The organism is Sporosarcina sp. FSL K6-3457 (assembly GCF_038007285.1).
Lineage (GTDB): Bacteria > Bacillota > Bacilli > Bacillales_A > Planococcaceae > Sporosarcina.
This window is the reverse complement of the sequence record NZ_JBBOWX010000001.1, coordinates 1,545,264-1,569,571: the sequence shown is the minus strand read 5'-3', so window position 1 is coordinate 1,569,571 and position 24,308 is coordinate 1,545,264. Positions and strand designations below refer to the sequence as shown.

Below are 24,308 nucleotides of genomic sequence, written 5' to 3'. Positions count from 1 at the left end.
AAGGAAAATAGCTTTTTTGTGCTGCTGTTAAACAAACTTCACCATTTTATAATTTTTCTTCCCACGACGGACAATGATAAACGCATCTTCCAGACGATCCTTAGCATCTACTTCATAAGCCGTATCCGTCACGCGTTCGCCATTCAAAGAAATCGCACCATTCGTCACGTCTTCACGCGCTTGACGTTTCGATGGTGACACGTCCGACTCAACAATAAAGTCCACGATGTTTTTAGCCTCTTTCGTCATTTCAAATGAAGGCACATCTTTGAAAGCATCTTTCATTTCACTAGCTGTCAACGCCTTCAAATCACCACTGAATAGCGCTTTCGAAATACGAATTGCCTGATCCAGCGCCTCTTGGCCGTGAATCAAACGCGTCATTTCTTCCCCTAGCGTCAGCTGCGCTTTGCGTAAATGCGGTTCCTCTTGTACAGAAACTTCTAGCGCTTCAATTTGCTCGCGCTCCATGAACGTGAAAATCTTCATGTATTTAATAACATCGGCATCGGCTGTGTTAATCCAGAACTGATAAAACTCATAAGGAGACGTTTTCGCTGCGTCTAGCCAGACTGCACCTCCTGCACTTTTCCCGAACTTCGTACCATCCGCCTTTGTCACAAGTGGAATCGTAATTCCAAACGCCTTCGCTTCTTCTTCATGCGTCTTACGAATGACTTCAAGACCTGTTGTAATATTCCCCCACTGGTCCGAGCCGCCAATTTGCACACGACAGTTGTAATTGTTGTAAAGATGGTTAAAGTCGATTCCTTGAATTAGCATGTAGGAAAACTCAGTAAAGGAAATGCCACCTTCAAGTCGTGAAGCTACATTATCTTTTGCCAGCATGTAATTCACGCCTAATAGTTTTCCGTAATCACGTAAAAACTCGATAATACTTAGCGACCCAATCCAGTCATGATTATTAACCATTTGCGCGCCGTTCTCCGCATTAAAATCAAAAATGCGCTCCAACTGCCCTTTAATACCTTCAACGTTTTTCCCAATTTGCTCCGTCGTCTGAAGCTGTCTTTCATCTGAACGTCCCGATGGATCTCCAATCATGCCCGTCGCTCCACCTACAAGTAAAATTGGACGATGCCCGTGCATTTGAAAACGACGCAGTGTCAACAGTGGCACAATATGTCCAATATGCATGCTGTCTGCCGTTGGATCAACGCCACAATATAAAGAAATCTTCTCTTCATCCAATACTTTTTCAAGACCTTGTTCGTCCGTTTGTTGGTATAACAGGCCCCTCCACTTTAAATCTTCCATCAATGCATTTGTCATGTGAATTCCTCCTAAAAATAGTGAAAAATCATATTTCTTTAGGCGCTGAAACTAACAAACAATTACGCCTCGGTTTAATTTGATTTAGCCGGGAGTTTAGGCTAAATCAAATTAAAAAGCCCCTGCACGATTTTTTAAAAATCATGCAGGGACGCTAATAATTCGATTAACGCGGTACCACCCAGCTTGAGAATACAATTCTCCGCTCAATTAGCATTAACGCCACATCCGCGTCACACTCCAAAGTTGTAATTCATGCACGATATACCGAACAGCTTTCACCACCCGCTGTCTCTCTAAACGATTCTATCGCCACTACTTCGACTTTTTCAACATGTGAAAAAAATATATATCACTCATTCTAACTGAAATATAAAGGTTGTCAAATATAATCGTTAGTCCTCAATAGAAATGTGCTATAATAGGTAAGATTTTAGGGGGAGATTGACTTGCGCGAACGTAGAAAAAACCGAATTGACCTTATAGAAGAGAAAATTGAATCGCTGAATAAAACAAAATGGGCAGCAGGAATGCGTATCACTTCTGGCGTTGTCTGGAACCTGTTCCTGCTATTCATCATTTTCGGACTCACACTATCTGTCTTTGCTGCTTCAGTTGGTGCTGGTTACTTTGCATCCCTAGTTGCAAAAGAGCCACTTCGTTCGAAGGAAGAGATGCGAAATGCAATCTTCAATTACGAAGAAACATCCGAAATCTATCTTGCAAACAATGTTTATATTGGGAAAATCAACTCTGACATTGAGCGGAAAGATACAAAGTTGGAGCGAGTTTCACCTTTCGTCCTCGATGCTGTCTACGCAACAGAGGATGAGTATTTTCAAGAGCATAATGGAATTGTGCCAAAAGCCATTTTCCGTGGACTCTTTCAAGATGTAACGAATTCTGACAGTCAAACAGGTGGGTCAACACTTACACAACAATTGATTAAAAACCAAATTTTAACAAACGAAGTCTCTTATGAGCGAAAAGCAAAAGAAATTCTGCTTGCCATGCGAATAGAGCATTTCATGGAGAAAGATGAAATCCTTGAAGCCTATTTAAATATCATTCCGTACGGTCGGAATGCCAATGGACAAAATATTGCTGGGATTGAAACCGCAGCCGGCGGGATTTTCGCAAAAAAAGCAGCTGATTTAAATTTAGCGCAAGCTGCATTCATCGCTGGAATTCCGCAAGCACCTTTCGCTTACACACCTTTTAAAAGTGGGGGCGGACTCAAAGACGAACAATACCTCAAGCCTGGAATCGACCGGATGAAAACGGTTCTTTTCAGAATGAAAGAAACAGAATATATTACTGAACAGCAATACCAGGAAGCCATTGCCTATGATATTACACAAGACTTCCGCGCACCTGTATTACGCGCCAATGAAAAGTATCCTTACTTAACACAAGAAATTCAAAACCGCACTGTCGATATCCTAACGAAAATTATCGCCGAAAAAGATGGTATCGATCCAGAACGTTTAGACAAGGAAGCAAAACTTTATGAAAAGTATTTCATCTTAGCTACGCGTTCTATGCAGAATGACGGCTATAGAATTTATTCAACTATCAATAAAGACTTGTATGACAAGATGAATGCGGTCGGTGAATCCTTTGAACACTATGGATTTACCTATACGAGAGAAGCAAAGGATCCACACTCCGGAGAGGTCGAATTGAAGGATGATCCGGTCCAAGTTGGTGCCATCATGATTGAGAATAGTACGGGTAAAATTCTATCCTTTATCGGTGGACGCGATCATAGTCAGGAAGCAACTAACCACGCCACACAAGCGTACAGGCAAAATGGCTCTGCCATGAAGCCACTTCTTGTCTATGCACCTGCCATCGAATATGGCGTCATCGGGGCTGGTAGTCCAGTTGTCGATGTTAAATTTAGCGTCAAACAACCAGATGGCTCTATGTGGTCACCGAGTAACTATACACAATCATTAGAACTTGGCATTATACCGGCAAGGGAAGCACTCTCCAAATCATTAAACTTGGCGACTGCAAGGCTATACCGTGATATTATTGATCAAAAGCCAGCTGAATTCTTGAAAAAGATGGGCATATCAAAACTATCTCCTGGCGACTATGTTAACTATTCCACATCTTATGGTGGAATGGATATCGGGATGAGTGTAGAGGAAAATACAAACGCCTTTGCAACATTCGCCAATGGTGGACAGTTCATTGACGCCTATATCATCGAAAAAATCGAGGATATGGATGGCAATATTATCTATCAGCATACTGGAGAACCTGTCGACGTATTCAGTCCTGAAACAAGTTATATCGTTACTGACATGCTACGTGATGTTTTAAAACCGAGCGGTACAGGTGCCCAAATTCCTAAACACCTTAATTTCAATATGGATTTTGCAGCTAAAACAGGAACAACACAGGGCTACGGTGATGCCTGGCTCGTTGGGTACAATCCCAATGTTTCTCTCGGGGTTTGGCTCGGCTATAAGGAACGCACACGGAGTCTCTATTTCGGGCTTGAAAGGCAAACCTTACATCCATCCACACGGACAAGCATTCTGTTTGCCCGCCTTATGAATGCTGCGAATGAAGTAGCTCCTGAATTGGTTGGGGCTAGTTCAAAATTCAAGCAGCCAGAGGGTGTTGTCACCAGATCATTCTGTGGTATCTCCGGTCTAGCATCATCAGCTGAATGCTCAGCTGCTGGACTTGTAAAATCGGATCTATTCAATGCCAAAGCAATGTTACCAACAAAGGCAGATGATAGTATCATCTCTTCTTCATATGTTTTAGTAAAAGGAGAAAAATATCTCGCACACCCTTCAACACCAAGTGAATTCGTATCATCCGGTGGTACCGGTGTGAATGAATCATTCATCCAACGAATGCTTGGACCATGGAAAGGAGACGCCTCGAAGCTATTCCCTTCGAATTCGGCTTTCTCATCCAGCATTGTTTCTAGCGCAATATTTGAAGCAGATGACATAGCTCCAGCACCAGTACAGCTCACACTGGACGGGATAACCGCTACATGGAGCGATTCAGCTTCGAATGATGTCATTGGCTATTATGTCTATGAGGATGGCGTACAAATCTTTGTCATTGCAGATGGAGCACCGCACTCCTTCAACATTGGCGGTGGCTCATACACAGTCAAAGCCGTTGACATTACAGGTAAACTATCCGAGGCGTCTAATAGCGTCATGATGGAGGTCGCTGTACCTGATGAGGAAACACCTGACACCATGCCGCCAGATGAACTACCACCTGAAAATGACGATGAGAATGACGAGGATCTTCTTCCTCCTATTGAAGAAACACCGATTGAAGATGGGACTGAATAACAAAAAGGGCTTGTTCGCTATCCTACTAGCGACCAAGCCCTTTTATGCGTTACTTCAATCTTCCATTGTCGACAAATCACCTGTTGGTAAATTTAGTTCCCAAGCTTTCAATACACGGCGCATAATTTTTCCGCTCCGTGTTTTCGGTAATTTATCCTTAAACTCAATCTCACGCGGTGCGGCATGTGCTGCAAGCCCTTTTTTAACAAACTGTCGAATATCTTCTTTTAATTCTTCCGTTGGCTCGTAGCCATCATGAAGCGCGACAAATGCTTTGATAATTTCTCCACGTACTGGATCCGGTTTGCCTATGACACCCGCTTCAACAATGGCAGGGTGTTCAAGTAATTTACTTTCTACCTCGAATGGACCTACCCGCTCTCCACTCGTCATAATCACATCATCCACACGACCTTGGAAGAAAAAGTAGCCATCTTCATCAATATACGCCGAATCACCTGACACATACCACTCATCATTCAAGAAATAAGAGTCGTACTTCTCAGGATTATTCCAGATTTGACGCATCATAGCCGGCCAACCTCTTTTAATCGCTAAATTGCCCATATGATTTGGTGGTAGAACATTTCCTTGATTATCAACAATTGCTGCTTCAATACCCGGAACTGCTTTTCCCATGGAGCCTGGTTTGATTGGCAGACAAGCAAAGTTACAAATCGTTTGCGCACCTGTTTCTGTCATCCACCATGTATCGTGAATGCGAAGTTTAAATGCTTCAGATCCCCAGCGAATCACTTCTGGATTAAGCGGTTCACCAACGGACAAAATATGACGCAATGAAGAAAGGTCATGTTTTCGTAACGGTCCTTCCCCTACTCCCATCAGCATTCGGAATGCCGTCGGAGCGCTGTACCATACCGTCACACCATACTCTTCGATCGCTTCGTACCAGGCCTCTGACGAAAACCTTCCACCGACAACCAGGCTCGTTGCACCAACTAACATAGGTCCAAAAATACCATAAGCTGTACCCGTCACCCAACCTGGATCCGCCGTACACCAGAACGTATCTTCATCCTTCAAGTCCAGGACCCAGCGTGTTGTTTGAAGTTGCTGCACCATCGCTTCCTGAACATGTAGAACCCCTTTAGGTGTACCTGTTGATCCAGATGTATAATGAAGGAGTGTTGGGTCTTCACGCTCCATCCATTCCACTTGGAAATGCGGGGAAGCATCTACCATATATTTGTTATAATCAACGAAGATTCCCTCTTCTTTAATATCATCCCCAACGAGGAAAATTGTTTTCAAATGAGGTAATTTGTCGACTGGTATCCTGTCAACTAGTGCTGGTGTTGTAATAATTGCAGTTGCTTCACTATCTGAAAGCCGGTCGTAAACCGCACCTTCCATGAATGCCTCAAAAAGCGGTCCAACGATAGCCCCTAATTTCAATGCACCAAGTAACGCAAAATATAACTCCGGGGAGCGCGGCATGAAGATGAAAATACGGTCTCCTTTTTCAAGTGGAGACTGATTGCGCAACACATTCGCAGCTTTATTTGACATTTTTTTCATATCTCTATAAGTATATGATTCTTTACGATCAGCATCTTTATAATAAAGTGCAACCTTATTTCTACGGTAGGAATCTGCGTGGCGATCTACTGCCTCATGCGCAATATTAATTAGTCCGGTTTCAGACCAACTAAATTCTTTTTCCACCTCTGCCCAACTAAATTCTGCAACCGTACGATCATAGTCCCCCAGTTGATATTCCCCTTGAACGACTGGCAACGTTTTCATGACCATCCCTTTCACCCTTTCAGAAAATATTTACACTATCCATTCTACCTCACTTTATACTGAATTAGCTAATTAATTTCATTTTTCTAACAGTATTTATTTTCGTTCAGCAAATGTATTTGTACTGAAAGCGCAGCGTCAGCTACAGAAGACTCTCACCGCTTTAGGTGGGCAGATAAAAGTAATTTTGTTTCTCTGTTTAGCGGGTATACAAACTCCTGCTGAACAAAAATAAAGCCTCCGGAGGATGTCACAGATTTTGTAAGGAGTCAATCGAGCAAGCTCGATTCAAAATCTGGACGCAATTATGCCGAGGCATAATTAATTTTGTAAGAATCAACGGGCTTTTTTTACTTGATTTTGTTGTATACTAGGAGTATGTGCATATCTAATGAGGTGGTGATCGTATTGGAACATGTAAAAACGTATAACGCAATGGAAATTAAGCATAAGAACGGCGATATTATTATCGAAGGGCCAATATCGGCCAGTGATCTTGAAAATTTGGAATTCCACGAAGACCTTGTCGCATTTAGGCCTCCCGCCCAGCAACATAAGGCACTAGTCGAAATTGCAGGTCTTCCCGAAGGCCGCATTCTAATCGTGCGCGATATGAACACGGTCGTTGGATACGTCACGTATTTGTACCCCGATCCATTGGAGCGGTGGTCACAAGGTAGTATGGAAAATCTCATTGAACTTGGAGCTATCGAAGTAATTCCTAAGTTTCGAGGTGGTGGTGTTGGAAAATCGCTACTACGTGTTTCCATGATGGACGATGCGATGGAAGATTACATTATTTTGACAACCGAATATTATTGGCATTGGGATTTGAAAGGGACCAAACTAAATGTTTGGGAATACCGCAAAGTCATGGAAAAGATGATGAATGCAGGTGGTTTGGAATATTATGCAACAGACGATCCAGAAATATGTTCACATCCTGCCAATTGCCTAATGGCAAGAATCGGCAAAAGAATTGACCAAGATTCCATTCAACAATTCGATAGCTTACGGTTCATGAACCGATTCATGTATTGAAAGTGAGGATATTCAAATGCTGATTGAAGAGATTATGATTAAAGATGTCATGACACTCTCACCTGACAACACGGTGAAAGATGCACTTCAAGCGATGCGTGTTAATAAGATCCGTCATGTACCTATTCTCACGACCGAAGGCGCAGTTATTGGTATTGTGACAGACCGGGATTTAAAGGAAATCGTCCCATCCTCAATATCTGAAATAATAGACCATAGCGTTTATGATACAGCACTCGAAGACATTATGACGACGAACTTGATTATCGGTCACCCAATGGATTTTGTGGAAGAAGCGGCCGTTATATTTTATGAAAATAAAATCGGTGCCCTTCCGATTGTTTCTAATAACAAATTGGTCGGTATTATTACAGAAACAGACCTCCTCTATAAATACATTGAGTTGACCGGTGCACATCAGCCCGGTTCACAAATCGAAGTACGGGTACCAAATGTACCAGGTATTCTCTTTGAAGTATCTAAAGTTTTTCATGAACAGAAAACGAATGTACTAAGTGTGCTTGTCTATCCAGACAAGGAAAACGATGCAACAAAAATTCTAGTAATCCGCATAAATTCTATGAATCCACTTACCATTATCCAAGGATTGAAGGATAGCGGATTTGAGGTCCTTTGGCCAAATGTGCCAGGAATAATCGTATGAAAAAAGATGCCGCATTCATCTTTTCCGAAGAGCAACTTGGATACTCGTTTTCAGACACACACCCTTTCAATCAAAAAAGAATTCTTTTAACACTTGATTTACTAAAGAAGTCTGGGGCCATCCAGGAGAGCGATATCGTGCCTCCTCGTATGGCGACTGATGATGAATTACTACTTGCGCATGACAGCAAGTTTATTGACATTGTCAAAAAAGCGGGAAAAGGAGAATTACATGAAGATGTAGGGGAGATTTATGGCATTGGTACAGATGACACCCCTATCTTTTCAAACATGCATGAAGCTAGCGCTATGCTAGTCGGCGGTACGTTAACAGCAGTAGATGAAGTGATGGAAGGTCGCGCAAAGTATGCCTTAAATCTTGGCGGTGGACTCCATCATGGATTCCATGGCCGTGCCTCTGGCTTTTGTGTCTACAATGATAGTTCCGTCGCCATCAAATACCTGCAAAAGAAATACGGGGCACGTGTCCTTTATATTGATACCGATGCTCACCACGGAGATGGTGTCCAGTGGAGTTTCTATGACGACCCTACAGTTTGTACATTATCCATCCATGAAACCGGTCGCTACCTCTTTCCTGGAACCGGCAATATCACGGAACGTGGGAATGGGACTGGCTATGGAACGTCTTTCAATTTTCCAATCGATGCTTTTACAGAAGATGAGTCATTTCTATCTATTTATAGGGCAGCCATCACAGAAGTGACTGAATTTTTCAAACCAGATGTCATTTTGACGCAAAATGGGGCCGACGCACATTATTTTGACCCCCTTACCCATTTATATGGAACGATGGCAATTTATAAAGAAATCCCTCGCATCGCCCGAGAAATAGCCGATCAATATTGTAATGGACGATGGATTGCTGTCGGTGGTGGAGGCTATGATATTTGGCGTGTCGTGCCAAGAGCCTGGGCGCATATTTGGCTAGCCATGACAAAGGATTCAGCCCCTACTGGCCCTCTTCCCGAGGACTGGCTCTCCGCATGGCAAGGTCAGTCTCCTGTGCCGCTCATTCCGACGTGGGAAGATCCTGAACCACTTTATGAGCCCATCCCTCGGAAAGCAGAAATAACCGAGAAAAATGAGCAAATGCTTAGTCGGGCCTTACATACAATCCGTAATGAGCAATCATCAACTTGATTCAGTAGATAAATCTTCACAAAATAACAAAAGCGCAAGCGCCTGTTCAGCCCCGACAAGCACTGGAGGGCTTGAAAGTAAAGGTGCCCTTGCCTTTACTAGCAAGACCGAAGCGACTAGAGGGGCTAGGCGCTGGAGCCTAGACGAGAAATAACCGTATTCCGACTTATCCACAGTACGAGAATTTTATAATTTCCAAAGCTAATAAAAAATGGGCAACGTCATCTCAATGAATGACGTTGCCCATTTTTTATTTTGTTGATTCGCGTTCTTCGAGCCTGAATGGTAAAATGACCTGTTTGTCATCCACCTCTTCACCGTTCATCAGTTTTGTCAATAAGCGCATGGATACTGCGCCTAAATCATAGAGCGGTACGGCAATTGACGTCAATTGTGGGCGTACGACTCTCGCTAATATGGAATGCTCAAAACAAATCAATTCATAGTCCTCTGGTACAGATAGACCGCTATCTCTTATACCATTCAACAAGCCAACTGCCAATACATCGCTTCCTGCGAAAACAGCTGTCGGTTTCCCTGCTAGTTCAAAGATTTTTTTACAATCTTCATAAGCACCATCATACGTATTATCAATTTCAATAATCAGTTCTTCATCAACAGCAAGATCGGCAGCTTGGAGCGCACGAATATAACCTGCTTTTTTACTAATACGGTTGATATCCTTTGTCAGTGGTCCTGAGGCAAAAACAATCCTTTTATGACCATTTGCGATTAATTTATTGACTGCGACAAATGCCGCCTCTTCAAAATCAATATTCACTGTCGCTAATTGTTTTTCAACATCCAATGTCCCTACTAAAACAATTGGGACACTCGCTGTCGCCATCTCCTTGCGCACTTCATCAGAAATTGAATCACTCATGAAAATGAGCCCGTCCACTTGTTTTCCAAGATGATCCTCTATTAGTTCTACTTCTCTTGCTGTACGCTCGTCAGAATTCGACAATATAATATTGTATTCGTACATAGTCGCTACATCTGCGATCCCACGAGATAGTTCAGAATAGAAATTTTTTGAAATATCGGGAACAATCACTCCGACAGTTGTTGTCTTTTTACTTGCAAGCCCTCTTGCCACAGCATTCGGTCGATACCCGAGCCGTTCAATACAGTCAAGCACTTTTTTTCTAGTTGCAGGTTTGACATTCTGATTGCCATTCACTACACGAGAAACCGTCGCCATTGAAACACTTGCTTCTCTGGCGACATCATAAATTGTTACGGCCATTATAGTTTAACTCCTTTCATCCTTCTATGTATGCAGTAAAACCAGCTCCGTGTAACATTCCCTAGAAGTTTTAACTTAATGTGGTTAGGAAAATCCCCCAATCCTATTAAGTTAAAACGCCGGAACCATTAAAGGTCCGGCGTTTGCTCATTAGATTGTTTGGTGAGTATTCATGAAGCGTTCAATGGCTTCGTAAAATTCGTCAAACTGTTGCAAGTCCATCTGTTGTGCAGAATCGGACAATGCGACAGCTGGATCCGGATGTACTTCGGCCATTACACCATCTGCACCTACTGCAATCGCAGCTTTCGCTGTTGGCAGTAACAAATCTTTTCTACCCGTTGAGTGCGTTACATCAACGAATACTGGCAAATGCGTTTCTTGTTTCAAAATTGGAACAGCTGAAATATCTAATGTGTTACGAGTCGCCCGTTCATATGTACGGATACCACGTTCACAGAGAATAATCTGGCTATTACCTTTTGACATAATGTATTCAGCAGCATGGATGAATTCATCGATTGTTGCAGCTAAACCGCGTTTCAGAAGGATTGGTTTATTAATCATACCAGCTTCCTTCAATAATTCAAAGTTTTGCATATTACGTGCGCCAATTTGAACAACATCGATGTAATCCATTGCTTCCTCTAGATGTGACGGAGTGATAATTTCCGTTACAACTGAAAGACCTGTTTCATCAGACACACGCTTTAAAATTTTCAAACCTTCCAAGCCTAGACCTTGGAAATCGTATGGCGATGTACGTGGCTTGTACGCGCCACCTCTAATCATCGTCAACCCTTTAGCTTTAATCGATTGTGCAACAGCTAGTACTTGCTCGTATGACTCAACAGCACATGGACCGTAGATGAATGACGGTTTCCCGTCCCCAATCTTATGACCATTAATATCAACAATTGTATCCTCCGCTTTGCGTTTACGTGATACAAGTAATGCATTGCGTTGGTCATCTTCCTGTATTTCAAGCGCAGACATGAAAATCCCTTTAAAGATCTGCTCGAGAACTCCATTTGGTAACGGACCGTTGTTATACTCTTTCAAGAAGTTAAGCATTTCCCGTTCACGAATTGGGTCGTATCGGTTAACACCCTGCTTCTCTTTTACCTTACCAATTTCTTGAACAACTTCTGTTCTCTCATTAATCAAGTCTAAAACCTTGATATTTAGGTCATTTACACGACCTCTTAACTCATCTAGCTCATTCTGTCTCATCTTGTCCGTCTCCTCCCCCACATATGATTCCCTTTCCGAAGAGGGGAATATATGTTACATTTTTAGATAATAGACCAAGTATAAAGAATACTATTTGAAAAGTCACGTTATTTATTCAAATTTATTTTTTTATTGGACATTTATCGACAGAAAGGGTGGATTATTCTGGCTACTACATTATTTGCGCTCGACATTGGAACACGCTCCGTCGTCGGCATTATACTCAAAGAAGACAATGGTACCTATCATGTTGCTGACCTCATTTCAATTGAGCATAAAGAGCGTTCAATGATTGATGGACAAATACATAATATTTTAAGTGTAGCAAGCGTCATCTCCGACATTAAAGAAAAACTTGAGGAAAAACATGGTACTTTAAAACGGGTCAGTGTGGCCGCAGCTGGTCGCGCCTTAAAAACAGCAGAAGGAACAATGGCTGTCGACATTTCAGAGCACTCGCTCATTTCAATGGAGGATGTCAATCGACTGGAACTAGCAGCAGTCCAGCAGGCTCAGCAAAAATTATTATCATCCAACTCCATTACAAAAGATGAGTATTATTATTGTGTTGGCTATTCCGTTCTTCACTACAAGCTTGAGGGTGAAGAAATCGGCAGCTTAATTGATCAAGCAGGTCGATCTGCATCTGTAGACGTGATTGCCACATTTCTCCCGCGTGTTGTCGTAGAGTCTCTCCTATCTGCATTGAAACGTGCAGGACTGGAGATGGAGGCTTTAACGCTGGAACCAATCGCAGCTATTAATGTCCTGATTCCTCCATCCATGAGGCGCCTCAACGTCGCGCTTGTCGATATTGGGGCAGGAACATCAGATATTGCCATTACCGATAACAACACCGTTGTCGCTTACGGTATGGTGCCACTCGCTGGAGATGAAATCACAGAAGAACTTAGCAACCACTATTTGCTCGACTTTCCACTCGCTGAAAATGCTAAGAGAAACATTTCGTTAGGTGACGATATTGTACTAACCGATATTCTAGGATTTGAACAACATGTTGCTGCAACTGAAGTAACCACCGTGATTAAACCTGCCGTCGAACGCTTAGCAAAATCCATTGCTGATGAAATCAAACGACTGAATAATGGGCAATCCCCTAAAGCAGTCATGGTTGTTGGCGGTGGTAGTCTAACACCAGGACTGACAAAAGATATTAGCGCTTGCCTTGAACTTCCTGAGAATCGGGTCGGGATTCGTGGATTGGATGCACTCACTGAAATTACATTAGAACCGGGGATCATCTCCTCGCCAGAACTTGTGACGCCAATCGGGATTGCCATTGCGGCAAGAAGGGCTCCTATTCACTACATGTCTGTTTCCGTAAATAACAAAACGATACGACTTTTCGAACTAAAGGAAATGACCGTTGGCGACGCACTTCTTGCGGCCAATATTACAAGTCGACAACTGTACGGCATGCCTGGGCTTGGAATGTCAGTCTCTGTCAACGGCAATGACATACTCATCCCCGGAGAACACGGCACACCAGCAACAGTTCTCTTAAACGGTCAAACAGCTAGTACAAAAGACCGTATTACAGATGCAGATCAACTAGAATTATTACCAGGACAAGATGGTGCAGATGCTTCTGCAACTATACGAGATCTTTTAGAAGAAACAGTATCCATCCATGCCTCGATTGACGGCCTATCAGTTACATTAGAACCTGAAATCATCGTCAATGGAATCCAGCAATCTATCGACACAGCCGTACAGGATCGAGATAAAATCGTCATTTCGCAAACAAGGACATTGGCTGCCGCATTAGTAAAAGTCAATCGTGGCAAGTTGCTTGAAGAAGATGCTTTCACAGTCACAATTAATCAAAAACCAGTGACATTAAAAAAGCGTAGTTCTGAGTTTTGGGTTGATAAAACACCCATCCGCCCTTCTTATGTGATAAAAGACGGAGATGTAATTACACTACAAAAGCCTCCTTTACCGAGTGTAACCGAAGTAATATTAGAACTCGGGAAAAAGTCATTTGATGAAATGACCGTTACATTTAATGGGTCAGCGCTGACAATTCGAAAACCACGACTGTCGATTTTGCTAAATGGACAGTCGGCTACGGAAAGCGACATTGTAAAGCCCGGGGACAAACTTAATTTCACTTCACTTAATGATAGCCCGATTGCCTTTAGTGATGTCTTTGCATTTACAGATTACAAGTTACCAGAAAATACTTCTAGCCACTACCAACTTCTTCGGAACGGCTCTCAGATTGGATTCAATGATCAGATTTTCGGTGGAGATATACTTGAAATTGTCTTCACATAATCAATTACGCCTCGGCGTAATTGCGTCCAGAGGCTTTATCTTCATTCAGCAGGTGTTTGAGCACCTGCTGAATGAAGACAAATGCCCGTCTACCAAAGTGAGGTAGACGGGCATTTATATGTTCAATCTATCTATTTCATTTCTCGTTATCAATAATATCAGACACGGCGTTCTGACTGGATACTTTCTCATTTCCTACATTTTCACTATTATCATAGGAAACATTACTATTTCCAGTTGTTGCATCCTCAGCGGTATTGTCTTTTCCTACAACTGCTTGATGAATAGCTTCTGCAGTAGATGTCACTAAATCTTCTCCAGTTTCCAGTGCCTCTCCCACTTTTGCAGCAGTCTTCTCGATAAATTCCATCGCCTCTTCCCCCTCAGATGAGGCAGTGCCATCATCCATTGGAACAGGATTTTTTGACTTCATCGACTTGACCTTTTCCACAAGTTGTTCAGACTGTTCTTGAATTGTTTTAGATAACTCACCCGTTTTTTCTTTGGCTACAGATGTGAATTCTGTCGCTTTTTCCTTAGCAACTGAACTAATTTCAATGCTTTTATCCTTCAATTGTATAGCTTGTGTCGTTAGATCCCCACGCATTTCACTACCTGATTTTGGTGTAAGGAACAAGGCTGTAGCCGCACCAATGATTCCTCCAACAAGGGCACCAAACAAAAAGGTTCCGGCAGCAGAGCCGTCCCTTTCCTCATAGAAAGAATCCGTATGATGACGATCGTATTCATAGTTTACCGGCAAATAAGACGGCTCACCATAGGCATTCTCATATTGTTTTTTTTCTGCTTCATATTCATGGTTATAATTAGGTTTCACTCCGCGATTTTCACTCATATCCGATTCCTCCCGATTTTCATAACTGGTATATCCATATGACATGATCATAGCCACTCTTTAAAAGAGCGTTATTTTTTCTTACTAGTGGCCGGTTTATATACCTTCCAACCAGCTGCCTTTTTTGGCTGCCGCTCTTTTACTTTACCGACAATATCAATCACCACATTGCTCCATTGAACAACCTGCGCAATCTTATCACCGTTCCGCTCGGCTTCTGTCGTAATCGTATCTGATACCCGACGCACAGACGAAGTCAATCCTGTCACAGAATCACCGACTCCTTTAACAGCATCGACAACGGAATTCAATTTCTCCGCCTTATGCTGAATATCTTCAGCAAGGCTATTCGTCTTGTGTAGAAGATCCGCCGTTTCCTTTGTAATACCTTCCAATTGGGTCGTTAGCCCGTCCATCGTTTCAGAAACTGTTTCTAAAGTTTTCTTCACCGAGAACAACGTCATCGCTAAGCTTACGCATAAAATCAAAAATGCGATGGCAGCGACTATAGCTGCTATGTACAATAAATTTTCCATGGTACTGCCTCCTTCAACTACTACACATTAAGTACTGTTTACCCTATTTAAAGGTAAAGTAAACGTTATGTCTCTATAACCTCTTCGACATCTTTCGCAATTTCCCTGCTCTGCAATAGAAATTTCTTTCATTTCCTCATCATTGATTTGCTAGCCAGACCAAAAACAGCCGTCTTTGAATCAAGGTAATCTAATAACCTCGACTCTAGATTCGGCTGCTTCACGTTCAATCTGCGGCTTCTGTATCCAAATGGGATTTGAATGCCTGTATATACTTCTGGACATCACCAGCACCCATGAATAGGTAAACTGCGTTGCCATGCGTATTTATTAATTGAATATCATTTAGTTCCAAATGCTTTGCTCCAGGAATCTTATCAATCAGGTCATTGATCGTTAAGTTCCCTGCTTTTTCGCGAGCAGATCCAAATATATCACATAAATAAACATGGTCAGCCGTCGCAAGACTATCGGCAAACTCCGTCATTAGGGCAGCCGTCCGTGTAAATGTATGCGGCTGGAATATCGCAACGATTTCCCGTTCAGGATATTTCTGCTTTGCTGTTTGCAATGTTGCTTGTATTTCAGTCGGATGATGCGCGTAGTCATCCACGATTATCCGGCCTTCTACTTCCTTCACCGTAAACCGTCTTTTTACACCTTGAAAAGTGGATAGCCTTTCTTGGATAACCGATGCCTCTACGCCTTCATAATGACAAAGTGCAATCACACCTAAAGCATTCAAAATTGTATGGTCACCTGCGAGTGGAATGGAGAATGTATGGTACAGTTCATGCCGCACGAAAACATCAAAGGTTGAGCCATCCACTGTTTTCGTTATATTTTTTGCTGCGAAATCATTCGACTCATCAAATCCATAATAGACAACAGGTACTTTCGCTTGAATTTGCTGCAGATGGGTATCATCACCACAAGCAATGAGCGCTTTTTTCACACGTAACGCCATTTCTTCAAAAGCATCCATCACGTCCGCCAAGTCTTTAAAGTAATCTGGATGATCGAAATCGATGTTTGTCATGATGGCATAATCAGGTTCGTAGGCAAGAAAATGCCGCTTGTATTCACAAGCTTCAAAAACGAAATACTCACTATCCTCAGGCCCACTTCCCGTACCATCCCCTATCAAATAGGATGTCGGTGAGTGCCCCGATAAGACATGCGCCAGCAAGCCTGTCGTCGATGTTTTACCATGAGAACCCGTTACACCAACAGAAATAAATTTCTCCATATAGTTGCCTAAAAAATCATGGTATCGAATTACTTCGAGTCCCAGTTCTCTCGATTTCACAACCTCTGGATGACTGTCAGGAAAAGCATTTCCTGCAATAATTGTCATTCCTGTTGTAATGTTATTTTCATCAAAAGCCAAAATGGGTATGTTTCTCTCTCTTAGTGGATCTTCTGTAAAGAAATATTTTTCCACATCAGAACCCTGTACTTCATTAGCTGAATCATGAAGAATTTGGGCGAGCGAACTCATTCCAGACCCTTTAATCCCTATAAAATGGAACAATGTCATATTGCAACCTCCTGGGATCATTTCTGTTCCCTTATAATCAATTACTAACCCTCATCATTATAGTAGTATTATAATTATCAATTGCGCCTCGGCGTAATTGCGTTGGGATTTTGAATTGTGCACAGCGCAATTCACTCCCCTCAAAATCCCTAACATCCGCTGGCCGACAAAAACGCCACGCCCTGTGGCATTGTCGGCACTAGTACGTCCTGTACGTCGGAGGCTTAACAGGGAGGAATTGAACTTCATTCCTCCTTAATCAGCAGGGAGTTTGAACTACCTCTGATTGAAATGCTCTTCTGGCATTCATCCCACCACTAAGGAGAAATGGAACTAAATTTCTCCCCTATAGAAGTGGGGGACTTCTGCTGATTCAAGTTAAATGTGTATTTTAGGCTTCTCTCTTTTATTCCAAACGGTCCGTTAGCTGATCCAGATCACTTTCGGTCAAAAAGACATCACGTGCCTTACTCCCACGCTGACCAGAGATGAAGCCATGCTTTTCCATTCGGTCAATCAATTTGGCTGCCCGATTGTAACCAATACTAAAATTACGTTGTAATAAAGATGTCGATGCACTGCCTTGTTCATGAATGAAATGACATACCTCTTCAAACAGCGGATCCGTCTCTTCTTCCTCAACAGCACTTGCAAGAAGGTCATCCTGACCAAACAGATAATCCGGTGCCGCCTCGTTGCGAACGTGTTCTATTATACGTTCTATCTCGTCATCCGTGACAAATGTCCCCTGAAGCCTTACACCAGCCGACTGCCCATTACCGATATACAACATATCGCCTTTACCGAGTAACCGTTCGGCCCCCGGAGAATCAATAATTGTCCTTGAATCAATTTGGGATGACACTGAAAACGCAATGCGCGTTGGGATATTTGCTTTAATCGTCCCCGTTATGACATCGACTGATGGACGCTGTGTCGCGATGATCAAATGGATACCACAAGCGCGTGCCTTCTGTGCAATTCGACTAATGGACACCTCAACATCTGCTGGAGCCATCATCATTAAATCAGCAAGCTCATCAATGACAATTAACAAATACGGCATTTTCAATGAAAAACGTCGACTGTCCGTGACCACTTTATTATAGCGTTCAATATCTCTCACACCTGCGTGAGCAAGAAGCTCATAGCGCCTTTCCATTTCCGCAACTGCCCATTTCAGTGCTGCAGTCGCTGCTTTAACATCTGTAATGACAGGACTAATGAGATGTGGAATCCCATTGAATGGCGCAAGTTCAACCATTTTAGGATCAATAAGCATCATCTTCAAATCCGTTGGTCTAGCCTTATACAGTAAGCTAACCAAAATCGAATTAATGCATACAGATTTCCCTGATCCCGTAGCCCCTGCAATCATTCCATGTGGCATTTTGCGCAGGTCTAGTGTGACAGGTGTGCCTGTTAGGCTAAGACCGAGTACGGCTTCTAATGGAGACGTGGAGGCTTTAAAACTGTCCGTCGCAATCACTTCTGATATGCGTACTGCTCGCGTCTTACGATTCGGTATTTCGATACCAATTGAACTTCTTCCTGGAATCGGGGCTTGGATTCGAATATCTTCAGCTGCTAAAGCCAATTTCAAATCATCCGTCAAATTACGGATTTTGCTTACTTTTGTCCCTTGCCCGACTGTTAGTTCAAAACGTGTCACTGTCGGCCCTTGAACCGCCTCGATAACCGTTGCTTGAACGGCAAAGTGGGACAATGCTTCTTCAAGCTTTTCCGATTGAGTATCCAACCACTCCGTATCCTCAATTTGCGCTTCAGGCGGGACCAAATAATCGAGTGAAGGGAATGCATAATACGGTTCCTCTATATTTTCATCACTATCGCTTGATTGTTCTTGTACTTCTATCGAAATCTCTTCTGTCCTACGGAGTACAGTCACAGGATTGTTTGGTTCAAATGTTTTTTCTATCGCTACTGATGTATGCACAGGTTTTTGCTGTGTTATTTTTTCCTTATCGGACTTTAACATTAATACATTAAACGGGACAATTTGCTCTTTTTTCTGTTCTGTTGCAAGCTCATCCGTCAACGCTATCTGTTCAACAAAGGCCTCTGCTTTTATCTCTGAAACCGTATCCTTAGTATGCTCCAGTTCAATCGATTCGATTACAGATGATTCTAGTTCGTCATGATCTAGCTGAGTGTCCAACATGTCCGACTCTATGACAGACGATTCTATCACACTCTCACTAGGGGCAACCTCGTCTACTCTATCATCAATAGTATTTCGGACTAGCACTGGCTCTTCGATTATAGGTGGCACAAAAATATCCTGTGCATCTTCATCTACATGAACAAACTGATGCTGTGCCAGCTTGTCATCATCACTGACTGCCTCAAGGGGTACAATAACTTCGGCTACTTGCGGCAACTCCCTCTCATCTTCATTCAAGACTGGAGCTATTTCTTTTTTGGGATTCTTATAACCATAGACTGGAGAAGGTACTGACGTTGGACTAAACGGCCTACTAGAACGTTTTTGTACAGGTGTTTTCACTTGTTCAAGTTGTTCCCCATCATAATCCTCTTCCAAAGACCTAAAGACTGCTCTTTTAGGTACTGGTGCTGTCCCATATTTCGGAGTTGACCCAGCCCGAAAAACATTTGAAACGGCTGGATCCCCTGGCCATCTGTCATTTTCATAAAGAGGTGTCGGTTCATAATGATCATCCACATCATCCCGATTTACAGTCGGTTGGGACACTTCACGCTCCTTTAACGGTTCCTCATCCCATCCATATATTTCTGCATCCGAGACAATGGGAAAGCGGAATGACGAGGCTGGCTTTTGCTCCAAGTGTTCTATCGTTTCATCAGCTTCATAATCGTTTTTTGATTCCTCATAAATAATTTCTTCTCTACTGTTATCATCCGGCCCAAAAAGCCGGCTCATTAGTGTATTAAACCAACTCAAGACTATCACTCTTTTCGTGTCAATCAATCTATTTTAACAGTACCGACACTACTAAATCAAATCAATCTTTGAAATAAGAAAAACGTACCATGAAGGTACGTTTTTCTTACCGTTACTTTGTAAATGCTTCACCAACAACAGCATTACTATCCAACACTAAAATCCCTTTTTCTTCAGGTGCATCAGGCAACGCAAGCTCCTTCGCCGAGCAAATCATACCTGTAGAAGCCACGCCACGTAACTCAGCATCACGAATAACCATTCCGGATGGCATCACCGCTCCGATTTTCGCAACTACAACCTTCTGTCCAGCATCTACGTTCGGCGCTCCACAAACAATTTGAACCGTTTCACTACCAATATCTACTGTGCAAACACTCAATTTATCAGCATTCGGGTGCTTTTCTTTCGTCAACACATGACCCACAACAAATTTAGGTGAAAAGTCGGCGTCAAGTTCAACATTGGCACCGTTTTTCTGGAATGCTACTTGCAGCTGGTTAACGAATTCTTCCGTCAAGTCAACTTTTCCGACAGTGTCAATTGTGAAATAAGAGGATGCTTTAAATAAGTTAATAGCCGCTACCTCTCCAGTTTCCGCATTGCGAATCACTGTCACATCCCCGTAAGATGCTGTTGTCACTTCGTCTGGATGTGTAACCGTATGTTGAATTAACAACACATCGCCTACGCCATCCCTGTTATAAAATATATTCACTTATTCTTTCCTTCCCTTCTTGCCAAACGATTTTTAGCCATGATGAAAATAGGTTCCAGCTTACCATCTTTATAGATAAATGACAAAGACGTAATCGGCACTGCGCCTGTCGTGAAGAAATGCATCGCCATCTGCGCCAGTACATCATACCCCGTATCATTGCGAATATCACCTATGATGAGAACATCCTGATGAGGGACGGATACGGTCATATGCCCTTCAATTTTCGCTTCCATCTCTTTCAAAAATGCACTATTTAGGATTCTACTCGCATCGTAGCCATCATTATTATTGATAAAATAAAAGATATTATCCGAGACTTCATCCCTTTTCATAGCAGTTGGTAACGACCTTACCCGGAATAATGCCGACTCCATTACTTCTACTTCAGATAGACTGATTGCCGCTAGCATACCCTTATCAATTAATCGGTAAGTTGTTCCTAAGTCCAATGCATAATAAATACGGGTTTCAGCCGTATGATCTTTCATCAAAAACGGTTGTCCTGCCGCAGACTCCTTTGGAAATGATGTTGATCGAATGACAGGATAAATAGCTGAGCTACTAACAAAACCTTCTGTTTGCTCTTTTTCCATCGCATTGAAAGTTTCCTTGATGATATGGACAAGTTCTTCAACCGCAGCCTGTTTCTTCTTTTCATATTTCACCAAAATTTCTGGCAGCGAGATATCCATCCCTTTTTTCAGCACCAAATGCTCAAGACGGACCTTATCTGTTTTTCGATCAAACCGCCACTCAAAATGTTCGGACGGAAGATGCTCTTTTAAAAGTTCAATGAGTTGTTCAGAATTCATCTACCTAATTCCCTCCATTTTTCTACTTGATAGAACGCACAACTTCCATCATCTCTGTTAAATTTACTTCAATATTCTTTTTTGTTGTCAGTGTAGTCATTTTCGAGCCACCTACACTCGTTATAAGTTCAACCTGGTCATCTTCACCTTTTACAACTGCCGCAAAGCCGAATATGCCTTCATCAGTAAACGTCGCTTGCTCGATAATTTCTTTATTTTGGTCTGCTATAAGCAAATTATAAAACAATTGGCTATCGCTTTTTTCATTGGGGTTAATGAACAAAATGAAGGTTTCTTTACTTTTTGTAAAAACGATATTTTGTGCATCAGACTGTTCGCTAATTATTAACCCAATAGGCTTGTATAGTTTGACACCATCAATTTCTTCCGTAGGTTCTTTATCATTTAAGTGAAATACTTCCTCCGCCGCCTTGATGCCAGCAGTTGCACTTTCACCGAGTGATTCATTACATGCCGTAAGTAGGAATACTGACATTGCCAGCAGGAATATGAATTTCCATTTCCGGAACATTCGATTTCCTCCAATCATTTATTTGAATACCATTCCCCATTTTAAAGATATTACCCGACAGTTGCAACCTTTGAGGTTCACGCGGCTTGTTGGAACTCTAGGTATATCAATCTGCCATAGAATATTTCATTTGGCCGATCAAAAGCTGTACTATATGTTCAAACAGTTCATCACGATTGACGGTATGGGCAGTAAACATACCCATCGCTCCTTCTTTTTGGCGAATGCCACTCGCTTTGAAATAAGCATCGACAACCGGGCCTAGTTCTTTCCCAGCGACAAGCTCATCCTCAATTTCCTTTGGTAATGGAATCTGCGCACCGCCTGCCGTGAACCTTGCCCCGTTTGGCAGGACCAATGCGCCCCAATTGCAGAGATACATCTGTCCCTCCAACATCCGGACGCCTCCTTCCAAGCCGATACCGATTACATTTTCTTTCGTTCCTGTCGCTCGCAATGCACGATTGATGGCACCAAGTCTCGTCTCTTCATCCCCAAAAGGCTGATCTGAAACACCCGATTTGACATCCACCTCGCAAACCATCGCCTGTGGAAAATGACTCATAATAACACGCCTTGCCGCCTTTACTTTTGCTGGATTTGTCGTTCCAATCATAAACTCCATCTATTATCCCCCTTTGTTTGAATAAAAAACCGTCCTTCACTCCACATAAGAGTCGAAGGACGGATTGCTTATACGTTGCCTTTAATTGTTGCCACTGTCGTCTTATCACATGCCTTGACTAGCTTGATAAGCAGTTCTTTTGCCGCAGCATAATCGTCCGTATGAATGATAGAGCCCGATGTATGGATATAGCGTGAACAAATGCCGATCACTGCACTTGGCACACCTTCATTTGACATATGAACACGGCCAGCATCTGTCCCCCCCGGGGAGATGAAATACTGGTACGGAATATTATGCGTTTCTGCCATATCAAGGATGAACTCCCGCATACCACGATGCGTAACCATTGAGCCATCAAAAATACGCAACAATGTCCCTTTGCCTAGTTGCCCAAACTCATTTTTATCACCTGAAGCATCGTTTGCAGGACTGGCATCCAATGCAAAGAATAAATCCGGGTTAATCATCGTTGCCGCCGCGGCAGCACCACGTAGGCCAACTTCCTCCATAACATTGGCGCCCGAATACAAATTATTCGGCAGTTTCTCACCATGCAGTTCTTTCAACAGTTCAATGGCAAGTCCGCAACCATAGCGGTTATCCCATGCTTTCGCCAGAATTTTTTTGCCATTAGCCATCGGTGTAAACGGGGAAACCGGGATAATTTGTTGTCCAGGTCGAATGCCAATTTTCTCAGCATCTTCTTTATCATCCGCGCCGATATCAATGAGCATATTTTTAATATCCATTGGTTTGTTGCGCACTGCATCACTTAATAAATGCGGTGGAATTGAACCAATCACACCAATGACTGGCCCATTATCCGTCATAATTTCTACCCGTTGAGCGAGCAAGACTTGGCTCCACCAGCCACCTAGCGGTTGAAAACGAATCATCCCGTTATCAGTGATAGCGCTTACCATAAAACCAACTTCATCCATATGACCCGCCACCATAATGCGCGGTCCATCTTCAGGTCCCTTTCTAACACCAAAAATACCGCCAAGATTATCTTGAATTAATTCATCAGAATACTTCTCAAGCTCACTCCGCATATACTTTCTAACAGCATGCTCATTCCCTGGCGCCCCCGGAAGTTCCGTTAACGTCTTGAACATTTCGATTGTTTCTTTTTGCATTGCGTATTGCCTCCCCACTTATGTACGTACTGTAAATAGTGTAGACGATTAGTCAAACATTTTCCATACTTTTATTTAGGAAAGCGAATTATCTAAAAATCTCCCTCTGCTATACTGTGTAAAATTGTGGTACACTAATTGAAAGACTGATGTAGGGGGCTACGTAAATTATGAAAGTAAAAGATTTTCTAGCAGGTGTGTTAACAGGCGTTGCAGCCGGAATTGTTGTCAATGAAGCCATTGACCGTGCAAACCGCAATGTTGCAGCGGACTCCGTCTTGGCTACAGTAAAAACGGCTTTTAAAAACGAAGGTCCAATAGATGGTTCATGGATCCTTATGAAAACAGAGCCGTACACAAACAATGTCATTACAATGGATGTGTACCGCGGTGGAATTTCACGCATTAAAGACGGCGAATTAGAACAATTTGAATTTGCAGCAGATGCTAAAACGGGTTCTGTCGTTGAACTAACAAAAATCTGAGAAAAGCATCTGGCGCCTGGAGCTGAACAATAAAAAACCGTCACATAACCAGATTTCCCTGGGTCC

At 42.6% G+C, this 24,308-nt stretch carries 19 protein-coding genes and 1 other annotated feature; of the genes, 6 read left to right on the top strand and 13 right to left on the bottom strand.

What is annotated here, in order from left to right; translation table 11 throughout:
- Window positions 1–27: 27 nt before the first annotated feature.
- Window positions 28–1,293, bottom strand: a complete 1,266-nt coding sequence (gene tyrS / locus N1I80_RS07710) for a tyrosine--tRNA ligase (protein WP_340737312.1) — start codon at window positions 1,291–1,293, stop codon at window positions 28–30.
- A gap of 144 nt (window positions 1,294–1,437) precedes the next feature.
- Window positions 1,438–1,635, bottom strand: a binding site (T-box leader).
- A 107-nt stretch (window positions 1,636–1,742) separates the two neighbouring features.
- On the opposite strand from tyrS, the gene N1I80_RS07705 reads away from it, so the two are divergent.
- Window positions 1,743–4,631, top strand: a complete 2,889-nt coding sequence (locus tag N1I80_RS07705; protein WP_340737311.1) for a transglycosylase domain-containing protein — start codon at window positions 1,743–1,745, stop codon at window positions 4,629–4,631.
- Between the two features lie 54 nt (window positions 4,632–4,685).
- On the opposite strand, the gene acsA is transcribed toward N1I80_RS07705, so the two are convergent.
- Window positions 4,686–6,404 carry an acetate--CoA ligase gene (gene acsA / locus N1I80_RS07700; RefSeq protein WP_340737310.1) on the bottom strand — a complete coding sequence of 573 codons (1,719 nt, stop codon included), beginning with the start codon at window positions 6,402–6,404 and terminating at the stop codon, window positions 4,686–4,688.
- 402 nt (window positions 6,405–6,806) lie between these two features.
- Between acsA and N1I80_RS07695 the strand changes: the two genes are divergently transcribed.
- The 3 genes from N1I80_RS07695 to N1I80_RS07685 are packed head-to-tail and all read left to right on the top strand — an operon-like array spanning window position 6,807 to window position 9,266.
- Window positions 6,807–7,439 carry a GNAT family N-acetyltransferase gene (locus tag N1I80_RS07695; RefSeq protein ID WP_340737309.1) on the top strand — a complete coding sequence of 211 codons (633 nt, stop codon included), beginning with the start codon at window positions 6,807–6,809 and terminating at the stop codon, window positions 7,437–7,439.
- A 16-nt stretch (window positions 7,440–7,455) separates the two neighbouring features.
- Window positions 7,456–8,103 (top strand): acetoin utilization AcuB family protein, encoded by a 648-nt coding sequence (locus tag N1I80_RS07690; protein WP_340737308.1) that lies wholly within the window; start codon window positions 7,456–7,458, stop codon window positions 8,101–8,103.
- Window positions 8,100–9,266: an acetoin utilization protein AcuC gene (locus tag N1I80_RS07685; protein ID WP_340737307.1), complete on the top strand. Its 1,167-nt coding sequence runs from the start codon at window positions 8,100–8,102 to the stop codon at window positions 9,264–9,266. The genes N1I80_RS07690 and N1I80_RS07685 overlap by 4 nt, the downstream gene beginning before the upstream one ends.
- Before the next feature lie 250 nt (window positions 9,267–9,516).
- On the opposite strand, the gene ccpA is transcribed toward N1I80_RS07685, so the two are convergent.
- Window positions 9,517–10,515: a catabolite control protein A gene (gene ccpA, locus N1I80_RS07680; RefSeq protein WP_340737306.1), complete on the bottom strand. Its 999-nt coding sequence runs from the start codon at window positions 10,513–10,515 to the stop codon at window positions 9,517–9,519.
- Window positions 10,516–10,665: 150 nt separating this feature from the next.
- Window positions 10,666–11,748 carry a bifunctional 3-deoxy-7-phosphoheptulonate synthase/chorismate mutase gene (locus tag N1I80_RS07675; RefSeq protein ID WP_340737305.1) on the bottom strand — a complete coding sequence of 361 codons (1,083 nt, stop codon included), beginning with the start codon at window positions 11,746–11,748 and terminating at the stop codon, window positions 10,666–10,668.
- A 132-nt stretch (window positions 11,749–11,880) separates the two neighbouring features.
- On the opposite strand from N1I80_RS07675, the gene N1I80_RS07670 reads away from it, so the two are divergent.
- Window positions 11,881–14,049, top strand: a complete 2,169-nt coding sequence (locus N1I80_RS07670; protein WP_340737304.1) for a cell division protein FtsA — start codon at window positions 11,881–11,883, stop codon at window positions 14,047–14,049.
- 136 nt (window positions 14,050–14,185) lie between these two features.
- Here N1I80_RS07670 and N1I80_RS07665 read toward each other — a convergent pair whose 3' ends face one another.
- The 9 genes from N1I80_RS07665 to N1I80_RS07625 all read right to left on the bottom strand — a co-directional run bounded on the left by N1I80_RS07665 (window position 14,186) and on the right by N1I80_RS07625 (window position 23,757).
- Window positions 14,186–14,905: a YtxH domain-containing protein gene (locus tag N1I80_RS07665; protein WP_340737303.1), complete on the bottom strand. Its 720-nt coding sequence runs from the start codon at window positions 14,903–14,905 to the stop codon at window positions 14,186–14,188.
- Between the two features lie 71 nt (window positions 14,906–14,976).
- Window positions 14,977–15,441, bottom strand: coding sequence for a DUF948 domain-containing protein (locus N1I80_RS07660; protein WP_340737302.1), 465 nt, complete (start codon window positions 15,439–15,441; stop codon window positions 14,977–14,979).
- A 226-nt stretch (window positions 15,442–15,667) separates the two neighbouring features.
- Window positions 15,668–16,981 carry a UDP-N-acetylmuramate--L-alanine ligase gene (gene murC, locus N1I80_RS07655; RefSeq protein WP_340737301.1) on the bottom strand — a complete coding sequence of 438 codons (1,314 nt, stop codon included), beginning with the start codon at window positions 16,979–16,981 and terminating at the stop codon, window positions 15,668–15,670.
- Window positions 16,982–17,387: 406 nt separating this feature from the next.
- Complete coding sequence (locus N1I80_RS07650) at window positions 17,388–19,925, bottom strand: DNA translocase FtsK (RefSeq protein ID WP_340737300.1); 2,538 nt, start codon at window positions 19,923–19,925, stop codon at window positions 17,388–17,390.
- Window positions 19,926–20,037: 112 nt separating this feature from the next.
- The gene (gene ytpR, locus N1I80_RS07645) at window positions 20,038–20,643 is read right to left on the bottom strand and encodes a YtpR family tRNA-binding protein (RefSeq protein WP_340737299.1); all 606 of its coding nucleotides are present in this window, start codon (window positions 20,641–20,643) and stop codon (window positions 20,038–20,040) included.
- Window positions 20,640–21,458 (bottom strand): DUF1444 family protein, encoded by an 819-nt coding sequence (locus N1I80_RS07640; protein ID WP_340737298.1) that lies wholly within the window; start codon window positions 21,456–21,458, stop codon window positions 20,640–20,642. The genes ytpR and N1I80_RS07640 overlap by 4 nt, the downstream gene beginning before the upstream one ends.
- Window positions 21,459–21,480: 22 nt before the next feature.
- On the bottom strand, window positions 21,481–21,990 hold the full coding sequence (locus tag N1I80_RS07635; RefSeq protein WP_340737297.1) for a hypothetical protein: 510 nt from the start codon (window positions 21,988–21,990) through the stop codon (window positions 21,481–21,483).
- 106 nt (window positions 21,991–22,096) lie between these two features.
- Window positions 22,097–22,615 carry a DUF84 family protein gene (locus N1I80_RS07630; RefSeq protein ID WP_340737296.1) on the bottom strand — a complete coding sequence of 173 codons (519 nt, stop codon included), beginning with the start codon at window positions 22,613–22,615 and terminating at the stop codon, window positions 22,097–22,099.
- A 68-nt stretch (window positions 22,616–22,683) separates the two neighbouring features.
- Window positions 22,684–23,757, bottom strand: a complete 1,074-nt coding sequence (locus tag N1I80_RS07625) for a M42 family metallopeptidase (protein ID WP_340737295.1) — start codon at window positions 23,755–23,757, stop codon at window positions 22,684–22,686.
- 170 nt (window positions 23,758–23,927) lie between these two features.
- Here N1I80_RS07625 and N1I80_RS07620 point away from each other — a divergent pair, with 170 nt between their 5' ends.
- Entirely contained in the window at window positions 23,928–24,242 is a 315-nt protein-coding gene (locus N1I80_RS07620) for a hypothetical protein (protein WP_340737294.1), read from the top strand.
- Window positions 24,243–24,308 lie beyond the last annotated feature (66 nt).